This window comes from Acinetobacter indicus CIP 110367 (assembly GCF_000488255.1).
GTDB classification, from domain to species: Bacteria; Pseudomonadota; Gammaproteobacteria; order Pseudomonadales; family Moraxellaceae; genus Acinetobacter; species Acinetobacter indicus.
The window spans coordinates 593,202-613,299 of record NZ_KI530745.1 but is presented as its reverse complement, the minus strand read 5'-3'; the positions used below and the strand labels follow the sequence as shown (position 1 = coordinate 613,299).

The following is a 20,098-nucleotide window of genomic DNA, read 5'->3' as shown; positions in this document are numbered from 1 at the left end:
GATGAACTAGCCAGAAATAGCTAATACAGTAACCCCTTATTTTTCCTAAAAATAGCTACCTTCTATCTCACACTTAAGCGCACGACCTCCTAATTTCTCCATGATTTATTCATCTTTCATTCATATTTCCTATGGAATCAGGATTGCTTTGTAATAAATTAACAAATAACATTTATGATAATTATTATCATTTTCATTAACAAAAATGTCCTACCTCATGCACCCATCCTTCAAGCTATCTTTGCTAAGTCTTGCAATTTTAGTGTGTCAACAAGGCTTTGCAGAAGATACGCAGCAGCTCGCCACTATTACCATGACCGCTGAACCCGCTAAGGCAGATCAAAGTTCTGAACACACTCAACGTTATATTATTCAAAACTCTGCAACAGCCTCCAAGCTCGATATTCCACTCAAAGAAACGCCGCAAACGGTCAATGTGGTCACGCGCCAGCAACTGGATGACTTTAGCCTGAACAATACCCGCGATGTCCTGCGCAACTCCCCCGGTATTATGGTGAGCAATCAGGAAACGGAACGAACCTCTTACCTCTCACGTGGCTTTGAAATTTCCAATGTGCTGGTCGACGGCGTTGGGCTGCCGCTTGAAGGCTATAATTATAATAATGACAATCCGGACAGTTTTTTATTTGATCGGATTGAAGTCGTTAAAGGTGCCAATGCCTTGAATAATGGGATTGGCGATCCGGGTGCAACCATTAACCTGATTCGAAAACGCCCGACTCAGGACTTTCAGGCAGCACTCAATGCCAGTTACGGTTCATGGAATACCCAGCGCTATGAAGCCGATGTATCCTCTGCCCTGACGGAAGATGGCAGAATCCGAGGACGGCTGTTTGGTTATCAGCAGACGGGTGACAGTTATCTGGACCGTTATAGCCTGGAGAAAAACGGTGTAGGGGCGGTGCTAGAAGCAGATCTGACTGACTCTACCCTGTTGACCGCCGGTTATAGCGAAACCCAGCATCAACCGAATAGCGTGAATTGGGGTTCCAATCCGCTCATCAACACCGAAGGCGAACAGCTTCATTATCCACAACATTATAATTACAGTCCGGACTGGACCTATTGGGATAGCAATATTAAAAACTATTTTGCCGAGATTGAACAAAAACTCGGGGGTGACTGGACAGCCAAACTCAGCTATGACAAAAAGCGGACAAAACGGGATGCAAAACTTTTATATCTTTCAGGCCGGCCGGGGGCTGATGGCACATCAGGCGTGTTTCTCTATCCGGGCATGTATCTGGATGACAATAAACAGCAGCAAGCCAGTCTGAGTTTCAGTGGTACTTATCTGCTCTGGGGACAACGTCATGAAGCATCTGTAGGGTATATCTGGGCAGAAAACCAGCTGGATGAACTGGGTTACGGAGGTCGTTTTGCCCAGCCTCTCACCACAGATTTAGCCAGTTTTACCCCGGAAGAACCGAGCTGGGATCTATCGAAAACCAGTGGGGAAATGCATATCCGGCAGAAAAATCAGAGCCTGTATGCCGCCACTCGTCTGCATCTGAATGATGATCTCAAAGTACTGCTTGGTGCCAATTATGTACAAGCCAAAAGTACAGGTAGCAGTTATGGAACCGATACCATTTATGATGAAGATAAAGTCCTCCCCTATGCCGGGCTGACGTATAACTTCAGTCCTGAATATATCGGCTATTTAAGCTATACCTCCATTTTCCGTCCGCAAACCAGCAAAGCGGCAGATGGCAATCTCAATAAACCGATTGAAGGTGAAAGTTACGAAGCCGGTATTAAAAGTTCCTGGTTAGATGACAGACTGACTGCCACCATGGCCATCTTCAGGACAGAACAAAGCAATTATCCACTACGTGACTCTGATGGTATTCCGACGTTACGCAAAACCCAGGTCAGCGATTTACGTTCTCAAGGGTATGAGTTCAGTCTTGCCGGGCAGTTAAGCGATCATCTCAATCTCAGTTTTGGTTATACCCAGTTTAGCCTCAAAGATCTGATCAACGGCGGAGATGCCCGTACCTTCAATCCGAACCAGTCTTTTAATCTGTTGACGACCTATCAGGTACCGCAAATTCCAAAACTCAGACTGGGGCTTGGGCTGCAATGGCAGGATAAAACCTATCTGGAAGTACCGGAAAGCTCCACAAATGGCGTGACCCAGCAAGCGGGCATGATTGAACAGGATGCGTATGCACTGGTCAATCTGATGGCCAGTTATGAGCTGAATGAACATATCACCCTGCAGGCCAACGGAAATAATCTGACCAATGAAAAATACCTGTTCAATTTCCCGAACCAGCAAGGCTTCTATGGTGCGCCGGCAAATTATAGCGTTGCAGTGAAATTCAAATATTGATTACTCCCTTGGCCTTGAAACTTTTTCAGGGCCAATCCTTTTATTTAAAAACAGGTAAAAACACATGAAAAAAATGATAGCGTTGACAATGGGATTGTCGATGAGCTTGTCTGCTCAAGCGCATATGCTGTGGCTTGAACGTGGCCCAAATGCTCAAACCTATGCCTTCTTTGGTGAATACAGTGAACAGCTGAAAGAAACTCAGGAAGGTGCCTTAAAGTCATTCAATCAAGCTAAAGTGGTTCAGGCCAAAAAAATCTTCAGTCCTCAGCTTCAGCAGGATCATCTGGTCTATGCCACGCAAGATCAGGCCGATGTAAAACTTAGTCATGAACTGATCTATGGTGAATCTTTACTGAGCTACTATGCCAAAGCCGGACGACAGCATCTGAAAACCGAATCTGCGCTGGATATTGTCCCCGCCCAGCGCAACAGCAATACCTTTACCGTGCTGTATCAGGACAAGCCCGCGGCTGATCTGGAGGTTACGGTGTTTTCTCCTCAATATTGGCTGAAAAAATACACCACCAACAGCCAGGGACAAATTACGATTGCTACGCCATGGAAAGGTCAGTACATGCTTGAAGTGGCAAAAGAATTAGATCAAGCAGGCACCTTTAATCAGCAAGCCTATAAAAAACAATATTTTGTCACCACGCTCAGCTTTGTGCATTAAGCCACTCATTTTTCTTGTCGAGATGCAACTAAAGGTCCTCTATGATTTCGATTTCTGTGATTCAGCCCCTCGCTGTCCTGTATCGCCTGGGGATATGCTTTGGGATGGGCTATCTAGGCAGTGACCTGATAGCACGTGATCTGGCTTATTTTTTACAAGCCTATGTCCCCAAAGCCGAATCGGTCTATCTGGCGGCCTTTACTGCACTGATTTTTTATATCTGCTTCGTGATTGGAACCTTCTGCATTCAAAGTTTAAAAAAGCTTTCTGTATATGGCTTGGTCCCCATCATCCTCTTGTTTATTCTCTCGCACTTCACAGGTTAAATCATGCATAAATCTGTCCGTCAATCTATGGCATGGCTGCATTCATGGCTGGGTTTAAGCTTTGGCTGGCTGCTTTTCGCGATCTTTTTAACCGGTGCAGTGACCTATTATCGTCATGAAATTACCATGTGGATGCAGCCACAATTTGCCTCAATGCAGGTAAATCAGGACACCGCGGTCAAAACGGCCTATCAATATTTACAGCAACATGCAGCGGATGCGCAGCACTGGTACATTGGCGTCGCTCATCCCGCCGCGCCGGTCAATAAAATCTACTGGCAAACACCCGATGGCCACTATGAAATGAGAACTCTAGATGCCTCGACGGGCCGTGAATTAACCCTTTCAGCGACACAAGGTGGAGATTTTTTCTATAATTTTCATTTTCAACTGTATGGTCTGCCCTACACCATCGGGCGTCTGATGGTGACCATTGCAGCATTCATCATGCTGATCACCCTGATTTCAGGAATTATTACCCACAAAAAAATCCTGACCGACTTTTTTACCTTAAGGGCCTTTAAAGGACAACGATCCTATCTGGATTTTCATAATGTCAGTTCGGTAATTGCACTTCCCTTTTTCCTGACTATTACCTTTACCGGATTGGCGATTTTCTTTTATATCATCCTGCCGTCTGGTATGAAAAAGTTATATCCGGAACATCCTTTTCAATATTTTGAAGATATCCAGACTGTAAATGGATCAGCTATTTCTACTGCGCCTGTCAAAAGCAACATGCTGCCTGTTCAGCATTTTACTTCGACGGTACAGCAGCATTGGGGGAAGACGGAATTTGAGAGCATTACCGTTAAACAACCCAATACCCAGCTGGCCCAAATCACCTTCACGGAACTGAAAGATCATTCTATTACCCGAAATCAAGCTCAACTCACATTCAATGCCACCACAGGTAAATTACTAAAAAACACACGTAATGACAGTGCAATTGCCACTTTAAATGCCGGCGTGTATGGCTTGCATATGGCGCGGTTTGCTGACCCTGTGTTACGGTTGGCTCTGTTTTTTTCCGGCCTCTTAGGTTGCGCCATGATTGCATCCGGTTTACTGCTCTGGAGCCTGAAACGTCAGATGCAGAAAAAATCCGCACGTTTTCATCTGGGATACTATCTGGTTAACCGTTTAAATATCAGCATGATCCTTGGCCTTCCGCTGGCCATGCTCGGCTATCTCTATGCCAATCGTTTTGTCAGCATCCCTGCAGGTGCACCGAATTATGAAATTTATAGTTTTTTCAGTATCTGGATTGGCAGTTTCATGCTGGCCTGTTTAACACCACAGCAGTATTTATGGAAAACCCAGCTCAAAATCCTGATTGGGGCTGCGTTTATGCTTCCGCTGATTGATATATATTATATGGTTTCGCAACACGATATTGATTCGTTTAAAAGCTACTGGCCATTTTTACGTATTGATTTGATGCTCTGGCTATTGGCACTGCTTGCTTACTTTTTACACCAGAATATTCACCCTATTCAGCAAAAGGCGGTCCGTAAAATCCAGACCAAACTCAAAACTGTACAGCAAGGACCGTCATCATGATATGGATTGCAGTAATCGGACTTCTCTGGCTGTCCTGTCTTGGTTTTTATACCGTCAGTGAAAAACAGATCATCAAAACCAGAACCTCCAGATATGCCCTACTTTCGGTATTTCCAGTCTTGGTTAAACTCACGTCAGGCACTATTTTATGTATGGTGATGTTGCTATTAAGCACACAGTTTAGCGAGAGTATTAGCTTCGTTTCGCTCTGGGTGCTGCTGAGTCCGGTACTTTTTGTCTTTATTGTAAAAATGAATCATTTAGGGAAAAAGTTATAATTTGGGGTTTAATTATAAATGGCTTAGTTACATAAAGATTTGGCTTTGTTGCATAAATATGTAAGCATCTGATTTAAATAAATTTAATTTTGGATCAAAAAATAATCAAAACCTTTAAAATCATATAGTTATGAAATCTTTGTGCAACAAAGCCCTTGGCGTATAGTAATCAGACCACTGATGGTCTTTTTCCCAGTCATAGTCCAGACCATAAGTCAGTTTTAAATCTCGCTCGGCTACCTGCAGGTCAGATTGAACAGTAGAGCGAATTCCGGCATAGTCCACATTGGATTGGCTTTGTTTCACATTCACGCCATCTTTTGAATAACCATATGGTACGAAACGCGCTTTTTCATTCCGGTAATACGCTTCAACATTTAAGGTTTGTCCCAGGAAATCCTGGTTTTGATACTGGGAATTAAATGCATAGCGTTCTGTAAAGGGTTGTTTATCTAAATTCCACCCTTTAATGGATTTATAAGAAGGCTGTGTCCCGGCTTGCAGATAAGAATAGTCAGGACCATATTCGGTATCCTGTTCATCGTTGTAATATTGTGCACCAAAACTTAAGCTTTGCTTATCGGTTAAATTAAAGTTTAAACGACCATTCACATCCAGCGTATCGGTATCCATCGTGCTACCTTGCCAAGGGCTTAACGAAATACGATCCCCCTTACCATCAAACTGCGAACCCCGACTGGTATAATCTACCCCTAAAAAACCGTCCATCTTTTCATTACTAAATGAAGCAGTCTGCCCCACTTGATAAGCCAAACTATCACGACGGAAATTATCAGCCGATGTCAGGCCTAACTTGGTCTGAAAGCTGACCGGTTTCGATTTGTCCGCACGTTTGGTAATAATATTAATAATACCGCCTGTTGCCCCAGAACCATAAATACTGGTCGCACCCGAAACCACTTCAATGTGATCAATCATATTTGGACTGATACTGTTGAGCTGACGTGCCACATCGCGCGAACCGGTCTGTGAAACTCCATCAATCATAACCAGTACATTCCGTCCGCGCATGGTCTGACCATAGTTACTGGTGGTTCCACTGCTAGGTGCCAGTGAGGGTACCAGCTGCGCTAAAACGTCTGCTACTTTTCGACCCGCTCCAGCCTGTTGAGCAATTTCTTCACCCTGAATGGTCTGCACAGTTCCCGCAACTTCCGCAATTGTTTTAGGGGTACGGGTTGCTGTTACCACAATAGGAGAAAGCTTGAGAGTTTTATCTGAACTTTCCTGTTCCTTAAATGCAGGACTTGGCTTTTGTGCATACAGCTGTGAAGAAATGGCGACACTAAGAAGACACAGGCTGAATTGAGATAGTCGCATTGTTATTCCCTTTACATGAATATTAATATTGGCGCAAATAATAATCATTATTATTATCATTGTAAAACTTTTGTTTAAATATTTGGTGGTGTTTCAAAAAGTATGCTGAAAAAAACAATATGGCTTTTGATAAAATAGAGGTATAAAAATAACGCTACAAATCAAATGTCCTACCTGTCTAAGTAACAATATAAAGAGAAATGGCATCAAAGTAGATTGGAAACAAAACCATCAGTGCAAAGATTGCAAACGTCAGTTTATTGGTGATCATGCATTAAGCTATCAAGGGTGTAACTCAGGTATTACCGGCAAGATATTACATTTAATGGTCAGAGGAAGCGGTGTAAGAGATATTGATGAAGTCGAGCGTATCAGCATTGGCAAGGTATTACGAACCTTAAGTGAATCGATCTATCAGATTCAGCCTAAACAAAGCCACTACGAATGTCTTGAAGTCGATGAACTTTGGACTTTTGTAGGGAATAAGCAAAATAAACAATGGCTTATTTATGCCTACCATCGAGAATCTGGAGAAATTGTTGCTTATGTTTGGGGTAAGCGGGATTTAGCAACGGTTCAACGTCTTAAAGCTAAACTTAAAAAGCTTGGGGTTCAATATGCTCGAATTGCGAGTGATCACTGGGATAGTTTTATCACAGCATTTCTATGTTGCAAGCAAGTGATCGGTAAGTTTTTTACCGTCAGTATTGAAGGTAACAATTGTAGAATTCGTCATCGAATCAGGCGTGGATTTAGGAGAAGTTGCAACTTTTCTAAAAAGCTCGAAAATCATTTTAAAGCCTTTGATTTGACTTTCTTTTACCTTAATAACGGATTTGTTTAACGCCAGCATACTTTTTGAAACACCACCTAATTTTTTAAAACCACATTCCTTAAATATACCTTTTAAGTATTTAAAGATACCAAAAAAAGACTAGATAGGGCTATAACATTTAATTAAGGTATATATAAACCGATATACAATTTAAGAATCAATGCAGTCTTAACTCATACAACGATTGAGTAATTATGAAGTAGACCAGCATTATGGCAACATGAAGGAGATAGCCATGACAGCCGCAAATGTTAAAATTTTTAACACGGAAGAAGTACAAAATTTTATAAATCTACTCAGTGGTCTTGAGCAAGAAGGTGGTAATCCGCGTATCAAACAAATTATCCACCGCGTAGTTTCTGATTTATTTAAATCAATTGAAGATTTAGAAATTACTTCTGATGAATATTGGGCGGCAATTGCATATTTAAACCAACTCGGTACAAGTCATGAAGCTGGATTGCTTTCCCCTGGTTTAGGTTTTGACCATTTTCTTGATATGCGTATGGATGCAATCGATGCTGCTTTAGGCATTGACAACCCAACGCCACGTACCATTGAAGGCCCTCTTTATGTGGCTGGCGCGCCTGTGTCACAAGGCTTTGCACGTATGGATGATGGCAGCGATCCAAATGGCCATACGCTTATTTTGCATGGCACAATTTACAATGCAGATGGTCAACCGATTCCAAATGCACAAGTTGAAATTTGGCATGCCAATACCAAAGGTTTCTATTCACACTTTGACCCAACTGGCGAACAAACACCATTCAACATGCGCCGTACTATTATGACGGATGCACAAGGCCATTATCGTGTACAAACGATTCTGCCATCAGGTTATGGCTGCCCACCAAATGGTCCAACACAGCAATTGTTAAATCAATTAGGTCGTCACGGTAACCGTCCTGCGCACATCCACTTCTTTGTGTCAGCAGATGGTCATCGCAAACTCACTACGCAAATTAACGTTGCTGGCGACCCGTACACCTACGATGACTTCGCTTTTGCAACTCGTGAAGGCCTAGTGGTTGAAGCGATTGAGCATACCGATCCTGCGACAAGTCAAGCCAACGGCGTAGAAGGTCCATTTGCTGAAATGGTCTTTGATCTAAAATTAAGCCGACTTGTCGATGGAGTTGATAACCAAGTGGTAGACCGCCCGCGCTTGCAAGCTTGATGCAACTATAAATCTAATTTTGAATCTTGTAATCAGGCTGTCAGCAATCGCGTAGCCTGATTTGCTTTATGGATAAATAGAAAATTATATGGATATTCGTATTTTTGATGCAGCACAAAATGAAATTTTAACCATTCTTCCAGAGCGAGATAGGAGTTTGGCTCGGCTTCGTGCTATCTTGTTAGCAGGACAATTTCCCACCGTGACGGTGATTGGCAAATATAACCACGGTAAAAGCCGACTTTTAAATGAACTCATTGGCGATGACATTTTCTCTGTTGCAGATAAACGTGAAACGGTCACTTTATCTGAACATTTAAAGCATAATGTCCGCTGGTTAGATGCACCAGGTTTAGATGCTGATGTCGCAGCCATTGACGACCAATATGCACAAGATGCGATGTGGACCGAAGCGGATATCCGCTTAATAATCCATTCTGTTCGTGAGGGTGAATTCGATCCGTATGAATTACAATTATTTCAACAATTCAAACAAGATGAACAGCAAACACGGCGTCAAAGCGTACTGGTCCTGACGCAAATCGATCAAGCACCAGATCAAGATGTTTTAGCACATATTATCGACAGCATTAAAAAACAAGCGCCTGATGCCAATGTTATGCCCGTTTCTGCAACGCGTCATCGCCAAGGCTTAGTCAATTCTAAACCACTACTAGTTCAACGTAGTGGTATTCCAGAACTGCAACAAACCCTCAACGGCATGATTGAAAAAGTTTCCGCAATACGCCAGTTTGAAAAAAATAAAATCTTCACTGAACTTAAATCAGAAATCTCTGAACTGCAAAATTCAACTCAGACCCAAATACAGCAACTGAACACAACGCTTCAACAACAAGCTGAATCCTTTTTGCATGATCTCAATCAAGTGCTAGACAAAGTTCGTGTGGATTTACAGCCCATTCTGCAGATTTCAGGAAAAGACGATTCTTTAGAACCAGATTCCTTTGCCAATATGTATAAAGTGACTGCGGGTAAACGAGATCGTAACCGTATTCAAGTAGCGTATTCGCGCGCTTGTATCGAAATCAACAGTCACTTAGTACGATATGGTGTGATTGGTTTACCTGATACACAAAAAAGTAATGTCCGTAGTTTGGATACTGTGATGGTTGCGGTCATGGGGGTTTCGGTCAAACTGCGTAAGGATTTAAAACTTATTTTTGACGAAGAATCAGGTCGTGATCGTTTGCGACGTGAATTCACACACTATTTTGAAGTCTCGGCCGATCGCATGCAATTGAAAAACCAACTACAGAATCTAGAGCAACGACTTCAACTCATTGTACAAGCCCAACAAGTAACAGAAACTTTGGAGGGAGCATTATGAGTACTGATTTGATTCAAACTTCGATTGAAAGTCCAATTCAACATTTGATCCAAAGTTCTGATACTTTCAATCAGCCTGAGCAAGATATTCTACTGCATTTAAATAAAATGCAGGCTTGGCATCAGCAACTGGCAACCAATCTAAATGAACGACGTTTAAACAGTAACGGATTGAGTTCATCCAGCCAAATATCTACTGCGATTGTGGCTTTAAATACCCAACTTGAACATTATCTGAGTCACTGGGAAACACATCTAGACCGCCTCAAAGATGCACAATCTATTGCTGAACATTTTGAAGATAAAATCATTTTATTAATTTTTGGCAAATTTAATGCCGGTAAAAGTTCATTATGTAATGTCTTGGCTGAAAGTTTCCGCAGACGACAACAAAGCGTTGGTTATTTTTACCTCGATGCTGGAAATATCATCGAAATTGATAAACCTTTAAAAGAAGGTGCCACAGAGACCACCTCGCGTTTACAAGGTGTTTGCCTCGGTCTTAATCTAATTTTATTAGACACGCCTGGACTGCATTCTGTAACTCCCCAAAATGCCGAACTAACTCAACGGTTTTTAGACAGTGCCGATGGTGTTTTATGGTTAAGCAGTTCATCTTCACCCGGTCAGGTCAAAGAACTCATGGCTTTGGGACAGGAGTTACGTAGGCATAAACCCTTACTGCCTGTGATTACCAGAAGTGATTATTTTGAAGAAGACGAGGTGGATGGAGAAATTTGCCAAGTCTTATGCAATAAAAATTCGGATCAACGTAGTTTGCAGGAGCAGGACGTCTATACGCGTGCCACATCGCAACTGGTGGAAATGCAAGTTGATCCTGACTTATTGCAAGTGCCAGTATCGATTTCTTCGCAAATGTTAAAAGATGCAGATTTTAATGATCAAGCTATGCAATCTGCTGGATTTAATAGCCTATTTAATGCTCTTTTTCATTTAATTGAACCCGCCTTAGCCTATAAACAGCGAAAACCTGCCGAAGCCTTGCTTCATCATTTGCAGGAAGAAATATTAGCGCCGTTACAACTTGAAGTTGTGCCGCAGCTTAATCAATTGCAGGTGTGTTTGAACAATGCCAGCAATGCATTAGTGCAGCATAAGTCTCAAATCATGACACAGACTTGGCGCAGCGTTATTGCCACTTTACCAAGCCTATTAGAACAATTTGCCGCGCAGCAAGCCTTGCCTGATTTATATCGCACGCTTACACAGCAAACCAATCAATTACTGGCAGTACACATTTCAAAACATTTGGTTGATTATCAATTGAAATTTATGCCGCTTGAGCATTTAGAGTTTTCGGAGCATTTGGCATACGAAGTCATATATGCAGAGGAGGATAAGGACATCTTAGCCATTGGTCATGAGCTTTTATATACTGAAATTTCGAATGGTTTATTGCAGAAAGTAGACAACTATTTGGATGATGTCATTGAGCAATGTCAAAATGTGCTGAACAACATTGAAAAGCAAATTGAGACCATCCAACAGGGCTTAGCCAATGATGAACAAGAACTGCAATACATTGCCGATTATTTAAGACGGCCAAATTCTGATTCATCAAAAGTGAGGAATCTTTTGAATCTATCCTAATTAGATCCTAAATAGGCACATTAGGAAAAACTTCAGTGCAGCTTACCAACCCTTGTATTAATCATCATTGAGTTGAACGGGCTTCCCCTCTTCGGCGAATACTTCTTTGATGCATTCTAAAATATCAGGAATGTATGAACTTTGATCCATATTTCTGACCGATAATGAAATTGGTGAATAAGCTTCTAGGTCTAAAATTGGAATATAGATTAAGTTTTTCATGCCAATTTCACTGGCACTTTCAGGAATGATTGAAATCCCTTCGCCAGAGGAAACCAAACCGAGTGCTAAATGAATTTCACGAACTTCTATAAGCTCTTTCGGGACTAAGCCTAATTCTGTAAAAATAGACTGGATTAATGTCGAAAAATTAGGTTTAGGCGCAATGGGATAAGAAAAGATGGATTCTTTGACAATTTGTGACAGATAAACGCCAGTATCAATAAATTCTGCCAGATGATGATTTTTATGCACCGCCAGTTTTAAGCGCTCTTTACGTAATAATAAACGTTTGATGGCTGGATCGGATAATCGCAATCGACCAAAACCAATATCAATCTTACCTGCTTTTAGGGCTTCAATCTGATCCCGCGTGCCACACTCGATTAATTTTACATGTGTATCTGGATGCCGCTGACGAAATAAATAAATGATTTGAGGCAACAAAGCATACAGTAAAGAACCGACGTAGCCGATCCGAACTGTCTTATCCACAGCATTGATGCGCTGCGCCATTGAGGTCGCTTGAGCTGTATGCGTCAAAATTTGCACAGCATGTTCATAAAAGAACATCCCTGCCTCTGTTGTTTTAACTGGGCGCGATCCTCGTTCGAATAAGGTAATGCCTAATTCTTCTTCTAATTTTTGAATTTGTCGACTCAAAGGAGGCTGAGCAATACAGAGTTTATCTGCAGCTTTAGTAATGCTTTGCTCTTCAACAACCGTCACAAAATAACGTAAATGTCTTAATTCCATTTATATACCTTTTAAGTATTCAAAAATACCAATTTGTCTCTAGTTTAAGATATTACATTAACTTAGGGTATACAAATAGCTAAACACAGAAGATTTTTTGCAATGTATAAAACTATAGAAACATTGCTTGTTGAGATTCCAACGATCCGTCCACATAAGATGGCTGTTGCAACAATGCAAACTCAGACACTCGTACTGGTTAAAATCAGCACAGAAGACGGTTTTATCGGCTGGGGCGAAGCCACCACAATTGGTGGCTTAGGATATGGCGAAGAAAGCCCTGAGAGCGTCAAAACCAATATTGAAACCTATTTTGCACCTCTACTCAAAACATTGAAAGATGTGAATGTCGCGCAAATTATGCAGGTCATTAATCGCAATATTAATGGTAACCGTTTTGCAAAATGCGCCATTCAAACTGCATTACTCGATATCCAAGCACAGCGTCTGGGTTTGCCTCTTAGTGAGGTTTTAGGTGGTCGCCTAAGAGACAGTATTCCAGTGTTATGGGTATTAGCTTCTGGCAATACTGAAAAAGACATTCTTGAAGCGCAAAAAATGATTGCTAGCAAGCGTCATAATATTTTCAAACTCAAAATCGGTTCACGCCCTGTTGAACAAGATGTTGAACATGTATTGGCAATCAAAAAAGCCTTAGGTGATGACATTTCAATTCGTGTCGATGTCAATCGTGCATGGTCAGAATTAACTGCGATTAAAGGTATTCAAATGCTGCAAGATGGTGGCATTGACCTGATTGAACAGCCATGCGCGATCCATAATATTGATGCTATGGAACGCTTAACACGTAAATTTGATATTGCGATCATGGCAGATGAATCACTCATGGGTCCACAAAGTGCTTATGAACTGGCAAAACGAAGCGCTGCCTCTGTATTTGCAGTAAAAATTGCGCAATCGGGCGGCTTACTTGAGGGCTGCGAAGTTGGAAAGATCGCCAATCTTGCCGGTATAGATTTATACGGTGGCACCATGCTAGAAGGTTCTGTAGGCACAATTGCTTCAGCCCACGTATTTTCAACCTTCAGCAATTTAGCATATGGCACTGAGTTATTTGGTCCACTATTGCTGACTGAAGAAATTTTAAAAACACCACTCAAATATGAAAATTTTGAGCTACAAATCCCTACAGGTTTAGGCTTAGGTATTGAGTTGGACGAAAATAAAATCGACAACCTACGTCGTCAATAATTTAAGGAGACATCATGCTTTTCCAAGTCAAAATGGACGTACATATCCCTTTAGATATGCCAAGCGATAAAGCCAATGAAATTAAAGCTGTTGAAAAAGCTTATTCACAAGATTTACAGCGCCAAGGTAAATGGCGCCATATTTGGCGTATTACGGGTCAATATTCAAATATCAGTATTTTTGATGTTGAAAGCAATGAAGAGTTGCACAACATTTTGCAAGGTTTACCACTCTACCCGTATATGGATATTCATGTAACAGCGTTGAACCGCCATCCCTCTTCAGTTCGTGAAGATGATAGCTGATCAGAAAATCAAACCACTCTAACTTGTTAGAACTCTAATTTTTTGGGGTGGTTTATCTCTCATTTATATACTGAGATGTATTACAGGAGTTTTAAAGGCGCAGCTTGAAATAGGGCCTAATTGTACAGTGATAACAACCCAATAATTTTTATGCATAGGTATTTTAGAAATGATATTTACGCATAGCAATTTAAGCATATACAAATAAGAGTAGTCATATGATTGATAAAAGCTCAACATCCTTAATGGATGCACTGTCCCAAATTAAAAATGGTTCAACTGTCATGATCGGCGGCTTTGGCACAGCGGGTCAGCCTGCTGAACTGATTGACGGACTGATTAAGCTTGGCATCAAAGACCTCGTGATTGTGAATAACAATGCAGGTAATGGCGATTATGGCCTTGCGAAACTGCTTAAAGCAGGCTCTGTCCGTAAAATCATTTGTTCTTTCCCACGCCAGTCTGACTCTTGGGTTTTTGATGAACTTTACCGTGCTGGAAAAATTGAATTAGAACTTGTACCACAAGGCAATTTAGCATGTCGTATTCAAGCGGCGGGGATGGGATTAGGTCCAATCTATACGCCTACAGGTTTCGGTACGCTTTTAGCTGAAGGTAAAACGACACTCAATTACGAAGGTAAAGACTTTGTTTTAGAAAATCCAATCAAAGCAGATTTTGCACTCATCAAAGCGCATCAAGGCGACCGTTGGGGCAACTTGGTTTATAACAAATCTGCACGTAACTTTGGCCCAATTATGGCTATGGCTGCCGATGTGACCATTGCGCAAGTATCTGAAGTAGTTGAACTCGGTGGCTTAGATCCAGAACATATCATCACCCCAGGGATATTTGTTCAACACGTTGTTCACGTTACACCTGCTCAATTGTTGGATACGGAGATTTAAAAATGAGTTATACCAAATTAAGCCGTGATCAAATTGCTGAACGTGTGGCCCAAGATATTCCAGATGGTGCTTATGTGAATTTAGGCATTGGTTTACCGACTAAAATTTCGAATTACCTACCTTCAGATAAAGACATATTTCTACACTCTGAAAATGGTCTATTGGCTTTTGGCCCACCTCCAGAAACAGGTCATGAAGACCCTGAGCTGATTAATGCGGGTAAAGAATTTGTCACCATGTTGACTGGCGGTGCATTTTTCCATCATGGTGACTCATTTGCCATGATGCGGGGCGGTCACTTAGATATTGCTGTACTCGGTGCATTCCAAGTGGCTGAAAATGGCGACTTAGCCAACTGGCATACAGGCGCTCCCGATGCAATCCCTGCAGTGGGTGGTGCAATGGACTTGGCTGTGGGTGCAAAGAAAGTATTTATCACCACAGATCATGTAACTAAAAAAGGCGAGCCTAAAATTGTCGCTGAATTAAGTTACCCTGCCACTGGCTTGAAATGCGTAGACCGCATTTATACCGACCTTTGCGTGATTGATGTGACGCCTACAGGCATGACCGTGATTGAAAAAGTAGACGGTCTGAGCTTTGAAGAGTTGCAGGCAATGACTGGTGCAAAGTTGGTGGATGGGACATCTAAATAAAAAAGGGAGTCCCCTTTTACAAAGGGGGATTTTTCGAATAAATCAACTTTTTAAAATCGCTCTCAACCTCCCTTTAAAAAAGGAGGAGCTTTCAGTTAAGGATTTAAAAATGATAAACGCATACATCATTGACGCTATTCGTACACCATTCGGTCGCTATGCAGGTGGTCTAGCGCCAATTCGTGCAGATGATTTGGGTGCATTACCCATCAAAGCTTTGATGGAACGAAATCCATCGATCAATTGGGAAAACGTCGATGATGTCATTTACGGTTGTGCCAACCAGGCCGGTGAAGATAATCGTAATGTCGGACGTATGTCTGCCCTTTTGGCTGGTATGCCTTATCAAGTGCCTGCAACTACGGTAAACCGTTTATGTGGCTCATCTTTAGATGCTATTGCAATGGCCGCACGTGCAATCAAAGCCAATGAAGCTGATTTAATTATCGCGGGTGGTGTAGAAAGCATGAGCCGTGCGCCTTTTGTAATGGGTAAATCCGAATCTGCTTATGGGCGCAGCCAGAAATTTGAAGACACTACCATGGGCTGGCGCTTTATCAATCCTAAGTTGAAAGAAATGTACGGTGTAGAAACTATGCCGCAGACAGCGGAAAACGTTGCAGAACAATTCAATATCAACCGCACGGATCAAGACATCTTTGCATATAACAGCCAACAGCGCACCGCAGCAGCCCAAGCCAAAGGTTTTTTTAAAAGCGAAATTATTGCTGTCAGCATCCCTCAACGTAAAGGCGATGCTGTAATTGTTGATACAGATGAACACCCGCGCGCGTCAACCACACTGGAAGCATTAAACAAACTCAAACCGGTTGTGAAAGCAGAGGGCACGGTTACTGCAGGTAATGCTTCAGGGATTAATGACGGTGCTGCTGCCCTGCTCATTGCCTCTGATGATGCAGTTGAAAAATATGGACTCAAAGCACGTGCCAAAATTATTGGTGCAACAACGGTTGGTGTTGAGCCACGCATCATGGGCTTTGGTCCAGCGCCTGCCATGAAAAAATTGCTGGCACAAACAGGGTTAACACTTGAACAAATGGACGTGATTGAGCTGAATGAAGCGTTTGCAGCGCAAGCTTTAGCGGTAACCCGCGATTTGGGCTTGGCGGATGACGAAGCGAAAGTTAATCCAAATGGTGGTGCGATTGCGCTTGGACATCCACTCGGTGCATCTGGTGCACGCCTAGTGACCACAGCATTAAGTCAACTTGAAGCAACCAATGGCAAATACGCCTTATGCTCGATGTGTATCGGTGTGGGTCAAGGCATTGCTTTGATTATTGAAAGAGTCTAAATAAGCTCTCTTTGCAGAGCAATCTGCTTTATCCCTGAGGATTAGGCTGAAAATGCTGGATCAAGTTAAAAGATAAGATCAAGGATTGTAAAATGCCAAAATTTATATCGAATGATGCCGAAATTAACTACCAAACCTTCGGCGATACAAATAACCCAGCAATCATATTCTCAAACTCACTGGGCACAAAATATTCGATGTGGCAGCCGCAAATTGATGCGCTACAGAATGATTTTTTTGTGATTTGCTACGATACCCGAGGTCACGGTGCATCTTCTGCCCCAAAAGGCCCATTTACGATTGATCAACTTGGTCTAGATGTTATCCATATATTAGATCATTTAAATATTAGCAAAGCCAGTTTTTGTGGCATTTCAATGGGTGGTTTAACAGGTCAATGGTTGGCCATTCACCACCCAGAACGTTTTAACCATGTCGTGGTATCTAATACAGCAGCAAAAATCGGTCAAGAACTCGCTTGGGATACGCGTGCAGCATTGGTCCGTGAACAAGGTTTGAAACCGATTGCTGACACAGCTGCATCACGTTGGTTTACCGAGCCCTTTATCCAAAGTAACACAGCAATTGTAGAATCTTTAAGTAACGACCTTGGTGCTGGCAGCCCAGAAGGTTATGCAAGCTGCTGTGAAGCTTTGGCTAAAGCGGATCTTCGTGAACAACTTAAAAATATTACTGTTCCAACGCTTGTCGTGGCTGGTTTACAGGACCCTGTAACGACCATTGCTGATGGAGAATATATGGTGGAGCATATTCCAAATAGTCAGTTATTTAAAATTGATGCATCTCATATATCCAATATAGAACAGCCGAGAGTTTTTAATTACATTCTACATCAGTTTTTAAACGCATAATTCTATTGTAGTAATCTACAAAATTTTTATAAAAATGGTCAGTGCATGGCCATTTTTTATTACTATCTCGGCTTCGTTGCACAAATCTATTCATGACGGCTTATTCAGCAGTCTAATGCTCAAATTTAAGCGTCCACTGAACACACCTTATGAATTCAGCCTATAAGCCTTAATTTAGTCCCCACTTAAAAACAAGTGGGGACTAAATTTATGACTACAAATAGGTAAACGCCAACTGAATATTCGTCATATTAAGGCATTGTCTGAGCGGTTTAATGTATCGGCAGATACGTTTTTCTAAAAGAGAGGTGGATCAGGAAATTTGGCTCAATTAGGGGTGCTTTTCCTTTCAAATCTTTGTGCAACAAAGCCCAGAGAATCTATAAATGATAGTGCGTAAGTCCTAATATATCCTTTTCATTAATAAGTCTATACAATTAAGTAGCCTTTAATTCATAGCCAAATATTTTTTTTGATAAATTAATAAAATTTTCAACCGGGGTATAATTTTCTTTTTTTCGGTATCTGAGAATAATTGGGCTAAAAGCAAATGCTTCACTCAGAGGAATAAATACAAGATCTTTACTATAAAGATTAACCACCCCCTCATTCACTATTGTGATTCCAAATCCAGCCAACACTAATCCCAAAGCAGAGTGAATATCACGTACAGGCTCAAATAGATTTGAGGGCGATATCATTTTGACTTCAAAAATTTCAAGAATATTTGAAAGGAAATTTGGTTGTGGAGTATCAGGAAATAAAATTATTGGTTCATCAACGATATCTTCTAAAGAAAGAGACTGATTAACTTTTAGCTGTAACAGTGGATGCTCTTTATATAAAGCAACATAAAGCTTTTCTTCTTTCAGAATAATACGCTCAATCTCGTGATCTATACTTTTAAGTCTACCAATTCCTATGTCAATCTTGCCGTTTTTTAATTTTTCAATCTGTTGAAGAGTATTCATGGCTTCGACATGAATGGCAATATCAGGATACTTTAATCGGTAATATTTGATGCATTCTGCCAGTTCGCTGTGTATGGCAGAACCAATAAATCCAATACGCAGTGTATTATTGGCTCCGCCAATTTGCTGTGTCATCTTCTTAAGATGCATTTCACTCTGCACAATTTTTTTCGAATTTTCGTAGAAGTATTTACCTGCTTCTGTCAATTCTATGGATCGAGTATTACGTACCAATAACGACACGTCTAACTCTTCTTCCAAATTTTGTATAGCACGACTTAATGGTGGCTGAGCAATAAATAATTTTTCAGCCGCTTTTGTGAAACTCATCTCATCAGCTACAGCAATGAAATATTTCATTTGGCGAATATCCATATTGTGTGGCTGTCCTCTTAAAGATCAATAATAAGGTGCTGTGATTTTATTTTTGAACAGCAGGGTGTAAACATAGTCAAATGGTCTGTATCATTTAAAATCATATCCTGATGATGTAACTCACCTCCGGTATAACGCAGCGTACATGTGCCACAAATGCCCTGTTCACATGACATTGGCACTACATAACCTGCCTTATTTAAAACCTCGGCAATATTATCTGTTTGTAATATTGGAATTTTTTGACCTGTAGACGCAATTTCTAAGCTATGTTCATGATGAGATGCTAACAGCAACTCACTCATAGGATTTTTAAAACATTCTTTATGAATAAATTCTTTTGTCCATTGCATAGCTAATGCCTGCGCTTCGACATACTGTATAAAATGTGCAGAACCACATACATAAAGGTGGGTATTAACTTTTTCTTGTTGCAAAACTTTTTTAATATCAAAATTGTTGGTTTGTTTATTGCCAACATAAGTTGTATAACGACTATCTCGATTCAGAATTTGAAACGTATCAATTCGATCAATAAATGGGATATTAGTTTGACGGGTACAATAATGTAAATCACATTTACGTTGATCGATAGCAAGGCTCGACCACATACTCAAAATAGGTGTAATGCCTATTCCACCTGCAATCAACAGAACTTTTTGTTCAGTATCATCGAGTTCAAATAAATTACGTGGTTGACTGATTTGAATCAGGTCGCCCACTCTAAGTTGCTCGTGAATATAACGAGATCCACCTAATGATTTTGGCTCTTTTAATACACCTATTTCATAGTATCTACGGTCTTGTAGTGGACTAATGAGTGAATATTGACGTACTTTGCCATGAGGAAAATGGAAGTCTATGTGTGCACCACTATTAAAGTGTGGTAATAATTTGGTATGAATAGGCGCAAGTTGAATACTGAGGATATTCTCAGATTCATAACGCATTTGCTGTACACGGACATCAATGATGTTATTCAATTTCAACCTA

At 41.1% G+C, this 20,098-nt stretch carries 18 protein-coding genes and 2 pseudogenes; 16 read left to right on the top strand and 4 right to left on the bottom strand.

What is annotated here, in order from left to right; genetic code table 11:
* Nucleotides 1-205 precede the first annotated feature (205 nt).
* From P253_RS02980 to P253_RS02960, 5 genes are all read left to right on the top strand, one after another.
* Entirely contained in the window at nt 206-2,359 is a 2,154-nt protein-coding gene (locus P253_RS02980) for a TonB-dependent siderophore receptor (RefSeq protein ID WP_035362992.1), read from the top strand.
* A 64-nt stretch (nt 2,360-2,423) separates the two neighbouring features.
* Complete coding sequence (locus P253_RS02975) at nt 2,424-3,035, top strand: DUF4198 domain-containing protein (protein WP_016658283.1); 612 nt, start codon at nt 2,424-2,426, stop codon at nt 3,033-3,035.
* A 41-nt stretch (nt 3,036-3,076) separates the two neighbouring features.
* Entirely contained in the window at nt 3,077-3,361 is a 285-nt protein-coding gene (locus P253_RS02970; RefSeq protein WP_016658284.1) for a hypothetical protein, read from the top strand.
* A gap of 3 nt (nt 3,362-3,364) precedes the next feature.
* Nucleotides 3,365-4,924: a PepSY-associated TM helix domain-containing protein gene (locus tag P253_RS02965; protein WP_016658285.1), complete on the top strand. Its 1,560-nt coding sequence runs from the start codon at nt 3,365-3,367 to the stop codon at nt 4,922-4,924.
* Entirely contained in the window at nt 4,921-5,202 is a 282-nt protein-coding gene (locus P253_RS02960; protein ID WP_016658286.1) for a hypothetical protein, read from the top strand. Before P253_RS02965 ends, P253_RS02960 begins: the two co-directional genes overlap by 4 nt.
* A 156-nt stretch (nt 5,203-5,358) precedes the next feature.
* On the opposite strand, the pseudogene P253_RS02955 reads toward P253_RS02960, so the two are convergent.
* Nucleotides 5,359-6,543 (bottom strand): annotated as a pseudogene (locus tag P253_RS02955) (TonB-dependent receptor); the annotation flags it as partial.
* A 142-nt stretch (nt 6,544-6,685) separates the two neighbouring features.
* Here P253_RS02955 and P253_RS02950 point away from each other — a divergent pair.
* The 4 genes from P253_RS02950 to P253_RS02935 all read left to right on the top strand — a co-directional run bounded on the left by P253_RS02950 (nt 6,686) and on the right by P253_RS02935 (nt 11,516).
* The gene (locus tag P253_RS02950; RefSeq protein ID WP_035362990.1) at nt 6,686-7,387 is read left to right on the top strand and encodes an IS1 family transposase; all 702 of its coding nucleotides are present in this window, start codon (nt 6,686-6,688) and stop codon (nt 7,385-7,387) included.
* A gap of 226 nt (nt 7,388-7,613) precedes the next feature.
* Entirely contained in the window at nt 7,614-8,558 is a 945-nt protein-coding gene (catA, locus tag P253_RS02945; protein ID WP_016658289.1) for a catechol 1,2-dioxygenase, read from the top strand.
* Between the two features lie 88 nt (nt 8,559-8,646).
* The gene (locus P253_RS02940; RefSeq protein WP_016658290.1) at nt 8,647-9,906 is read left to right on the top strand and encodes a GTPase; all 1,260 of its coding nucleotides are present in this window, start codon (nt 8,647-8,649) and stop codon (nt 9,904-9,906) included.
* Nucleotides 9,903-11,516, top strand: coding sequence for a GTPase (locus P253_RS02935; RefSeq protein WP_016658291.1), 1,614 nt, complete (start codon nt 9,903-9,905; stop codon nt 11,514-11,516). The genes P253_RS02940 and P253_RS02935 overlap by 4 nt, the downstream gene beginning before the upstream one ends.
* Nucleotides 11,517-11,573: 57 nt before the next feature.
* Here the strand turns inward: P253_RS02935 and catM are convergent, their stop codons facing one another.
* Nucleotides 11,574-12,491 carry a cis,cis-muconate-binding transcription regulator CatM gene (gene catM / locus P253_RS02930; protein WP_016658292.1) on the bottom strand — a complete coding sequence of 306 codons (918 nt, stop codon included), beginning with the start codon at nt 12,489-12,491 and terminating at the stop codon, nt 11,574-11,576.
* 102 nt (nt 12,492-12,593) lie between these two features.
* Between catM and P253_RS02925 the strand changes: the two genes are divergently transcribed.
* The 7 genes and pseudogenes from P253_RS02925 to P253_RS15390 all read left to right on the top strand — a co-directional run.
* On the top strand, nt 12,594-13,703 hold the full coding sequence (locus P253_RS02925) for a muconate/chloromuconate family cycloisomerase (RefSeq protein WP_016658293.1): 1,110 nt from the start codon (nt 12,594-12,596) through the stop codon (nt 13,701-13,703).
* A gap of 14 nt (nt 13,704-13,717) precedes the next feature.
* Nucleotides 13,718-14,008 carry a muconolactone Delta-isomerase gene (gene catC / locus P253_RS02920; RefSeq protein WP_016658294.1) on the top strand — a complete coding sequence of 97 codons (291 nt, stop codon included), beginning with the start codon at nt 13,718-13,720 and terminating at the stop codon, nt 14,006-14,008.
* 218 nt (nt 14,009-14,226) lie between these two features.
* Complete coding sequence (locus P253_RS02915) at nt 14,227-14,916, top strand: 3-oxoacid CoA-transferase subunit A (protein ID WP_016658295.1); 690 nt, start codon at nt 14,227-14,229, stop codon at nt 14,914-14,916.
* A gap of 2 nt (nt 14,917-14,918) precedes the next feature.
* Nucleotides 14,919-15,572 (top strand): 3-oxoacid CoA-transferase subunit B, encoded by a 654-nt coding sequence (locus tag P253_RS02910; protein ID WP_016658296.1) that lies wholly within the window; start codon nt 14,919-14,921, stop codon nt 15,570-15,572.
* A 109-nt stretch (nt 15,573-15,681) separates the two neighbouring features.
* The gene (gene pcaF, locus P253_RS02905; protein WP_016658297.1) at nt 15,682-16,887 is read left to right on the top strand and encodes a 3-oxoadipyl-CoA thiolase; all 1,206 of its coding nucleotides are present in this window, start codon (nt 15,682-15,684) and stop codon (nt 16,885-16,887) included.
* 92 nt (nt 16,888-16,979) lie between these two features.
* Nucleotides 16,980-17,759 (top strand): 3-oxoadipate enol-lactonase, encoded by a 780-nt coding sequence (pcaD, locus tag P253_RS02900; RefSeq protein WP_016658298.1) that lies wholly within the window; start codon nt 16,980-16,982, stop codon nt 17,757-17,759.
* A gap of 223 nt (nt 17,760-17,982) precedes the next feature.
* Nucleotides 17,983-18,060, top strand: a pseudogene (locus P253_RS15390) (transcriptional regulator); the annotation flags it as partial.
* Between the two features lie 136 nt (nt 18,061-18,196).
* Here P253_RS15390 and P253_RS02895 read toward each other — a convergent pair.
* Nucleotides 18,197-19,105, bottom strand: coding sequence for a LysR family transcriptional regulator (locus tag P253_RS02895; RefSeq protein ID WP_016658299.1), 909 nt, complete (start codon nt 19,103-19,105; stop codon nt 18,197-18,199).
* A 17-nt stretch (nt 19,106-19,122) separates the two neighbouring features.
* Nucleotides 19,123-20,088, bottom strand: a complete 966-nt coding sequence (locus tag P253_RS02890) for a PDR/VanB family oxidoreductase (protein WP_016658300.1) — start codon at nt 20,086-20,088, stop codon at nt 19,123-19,125.
* Between the last annotated feature and the right edge of the window lie 10 nt (nt 20,089-20,098).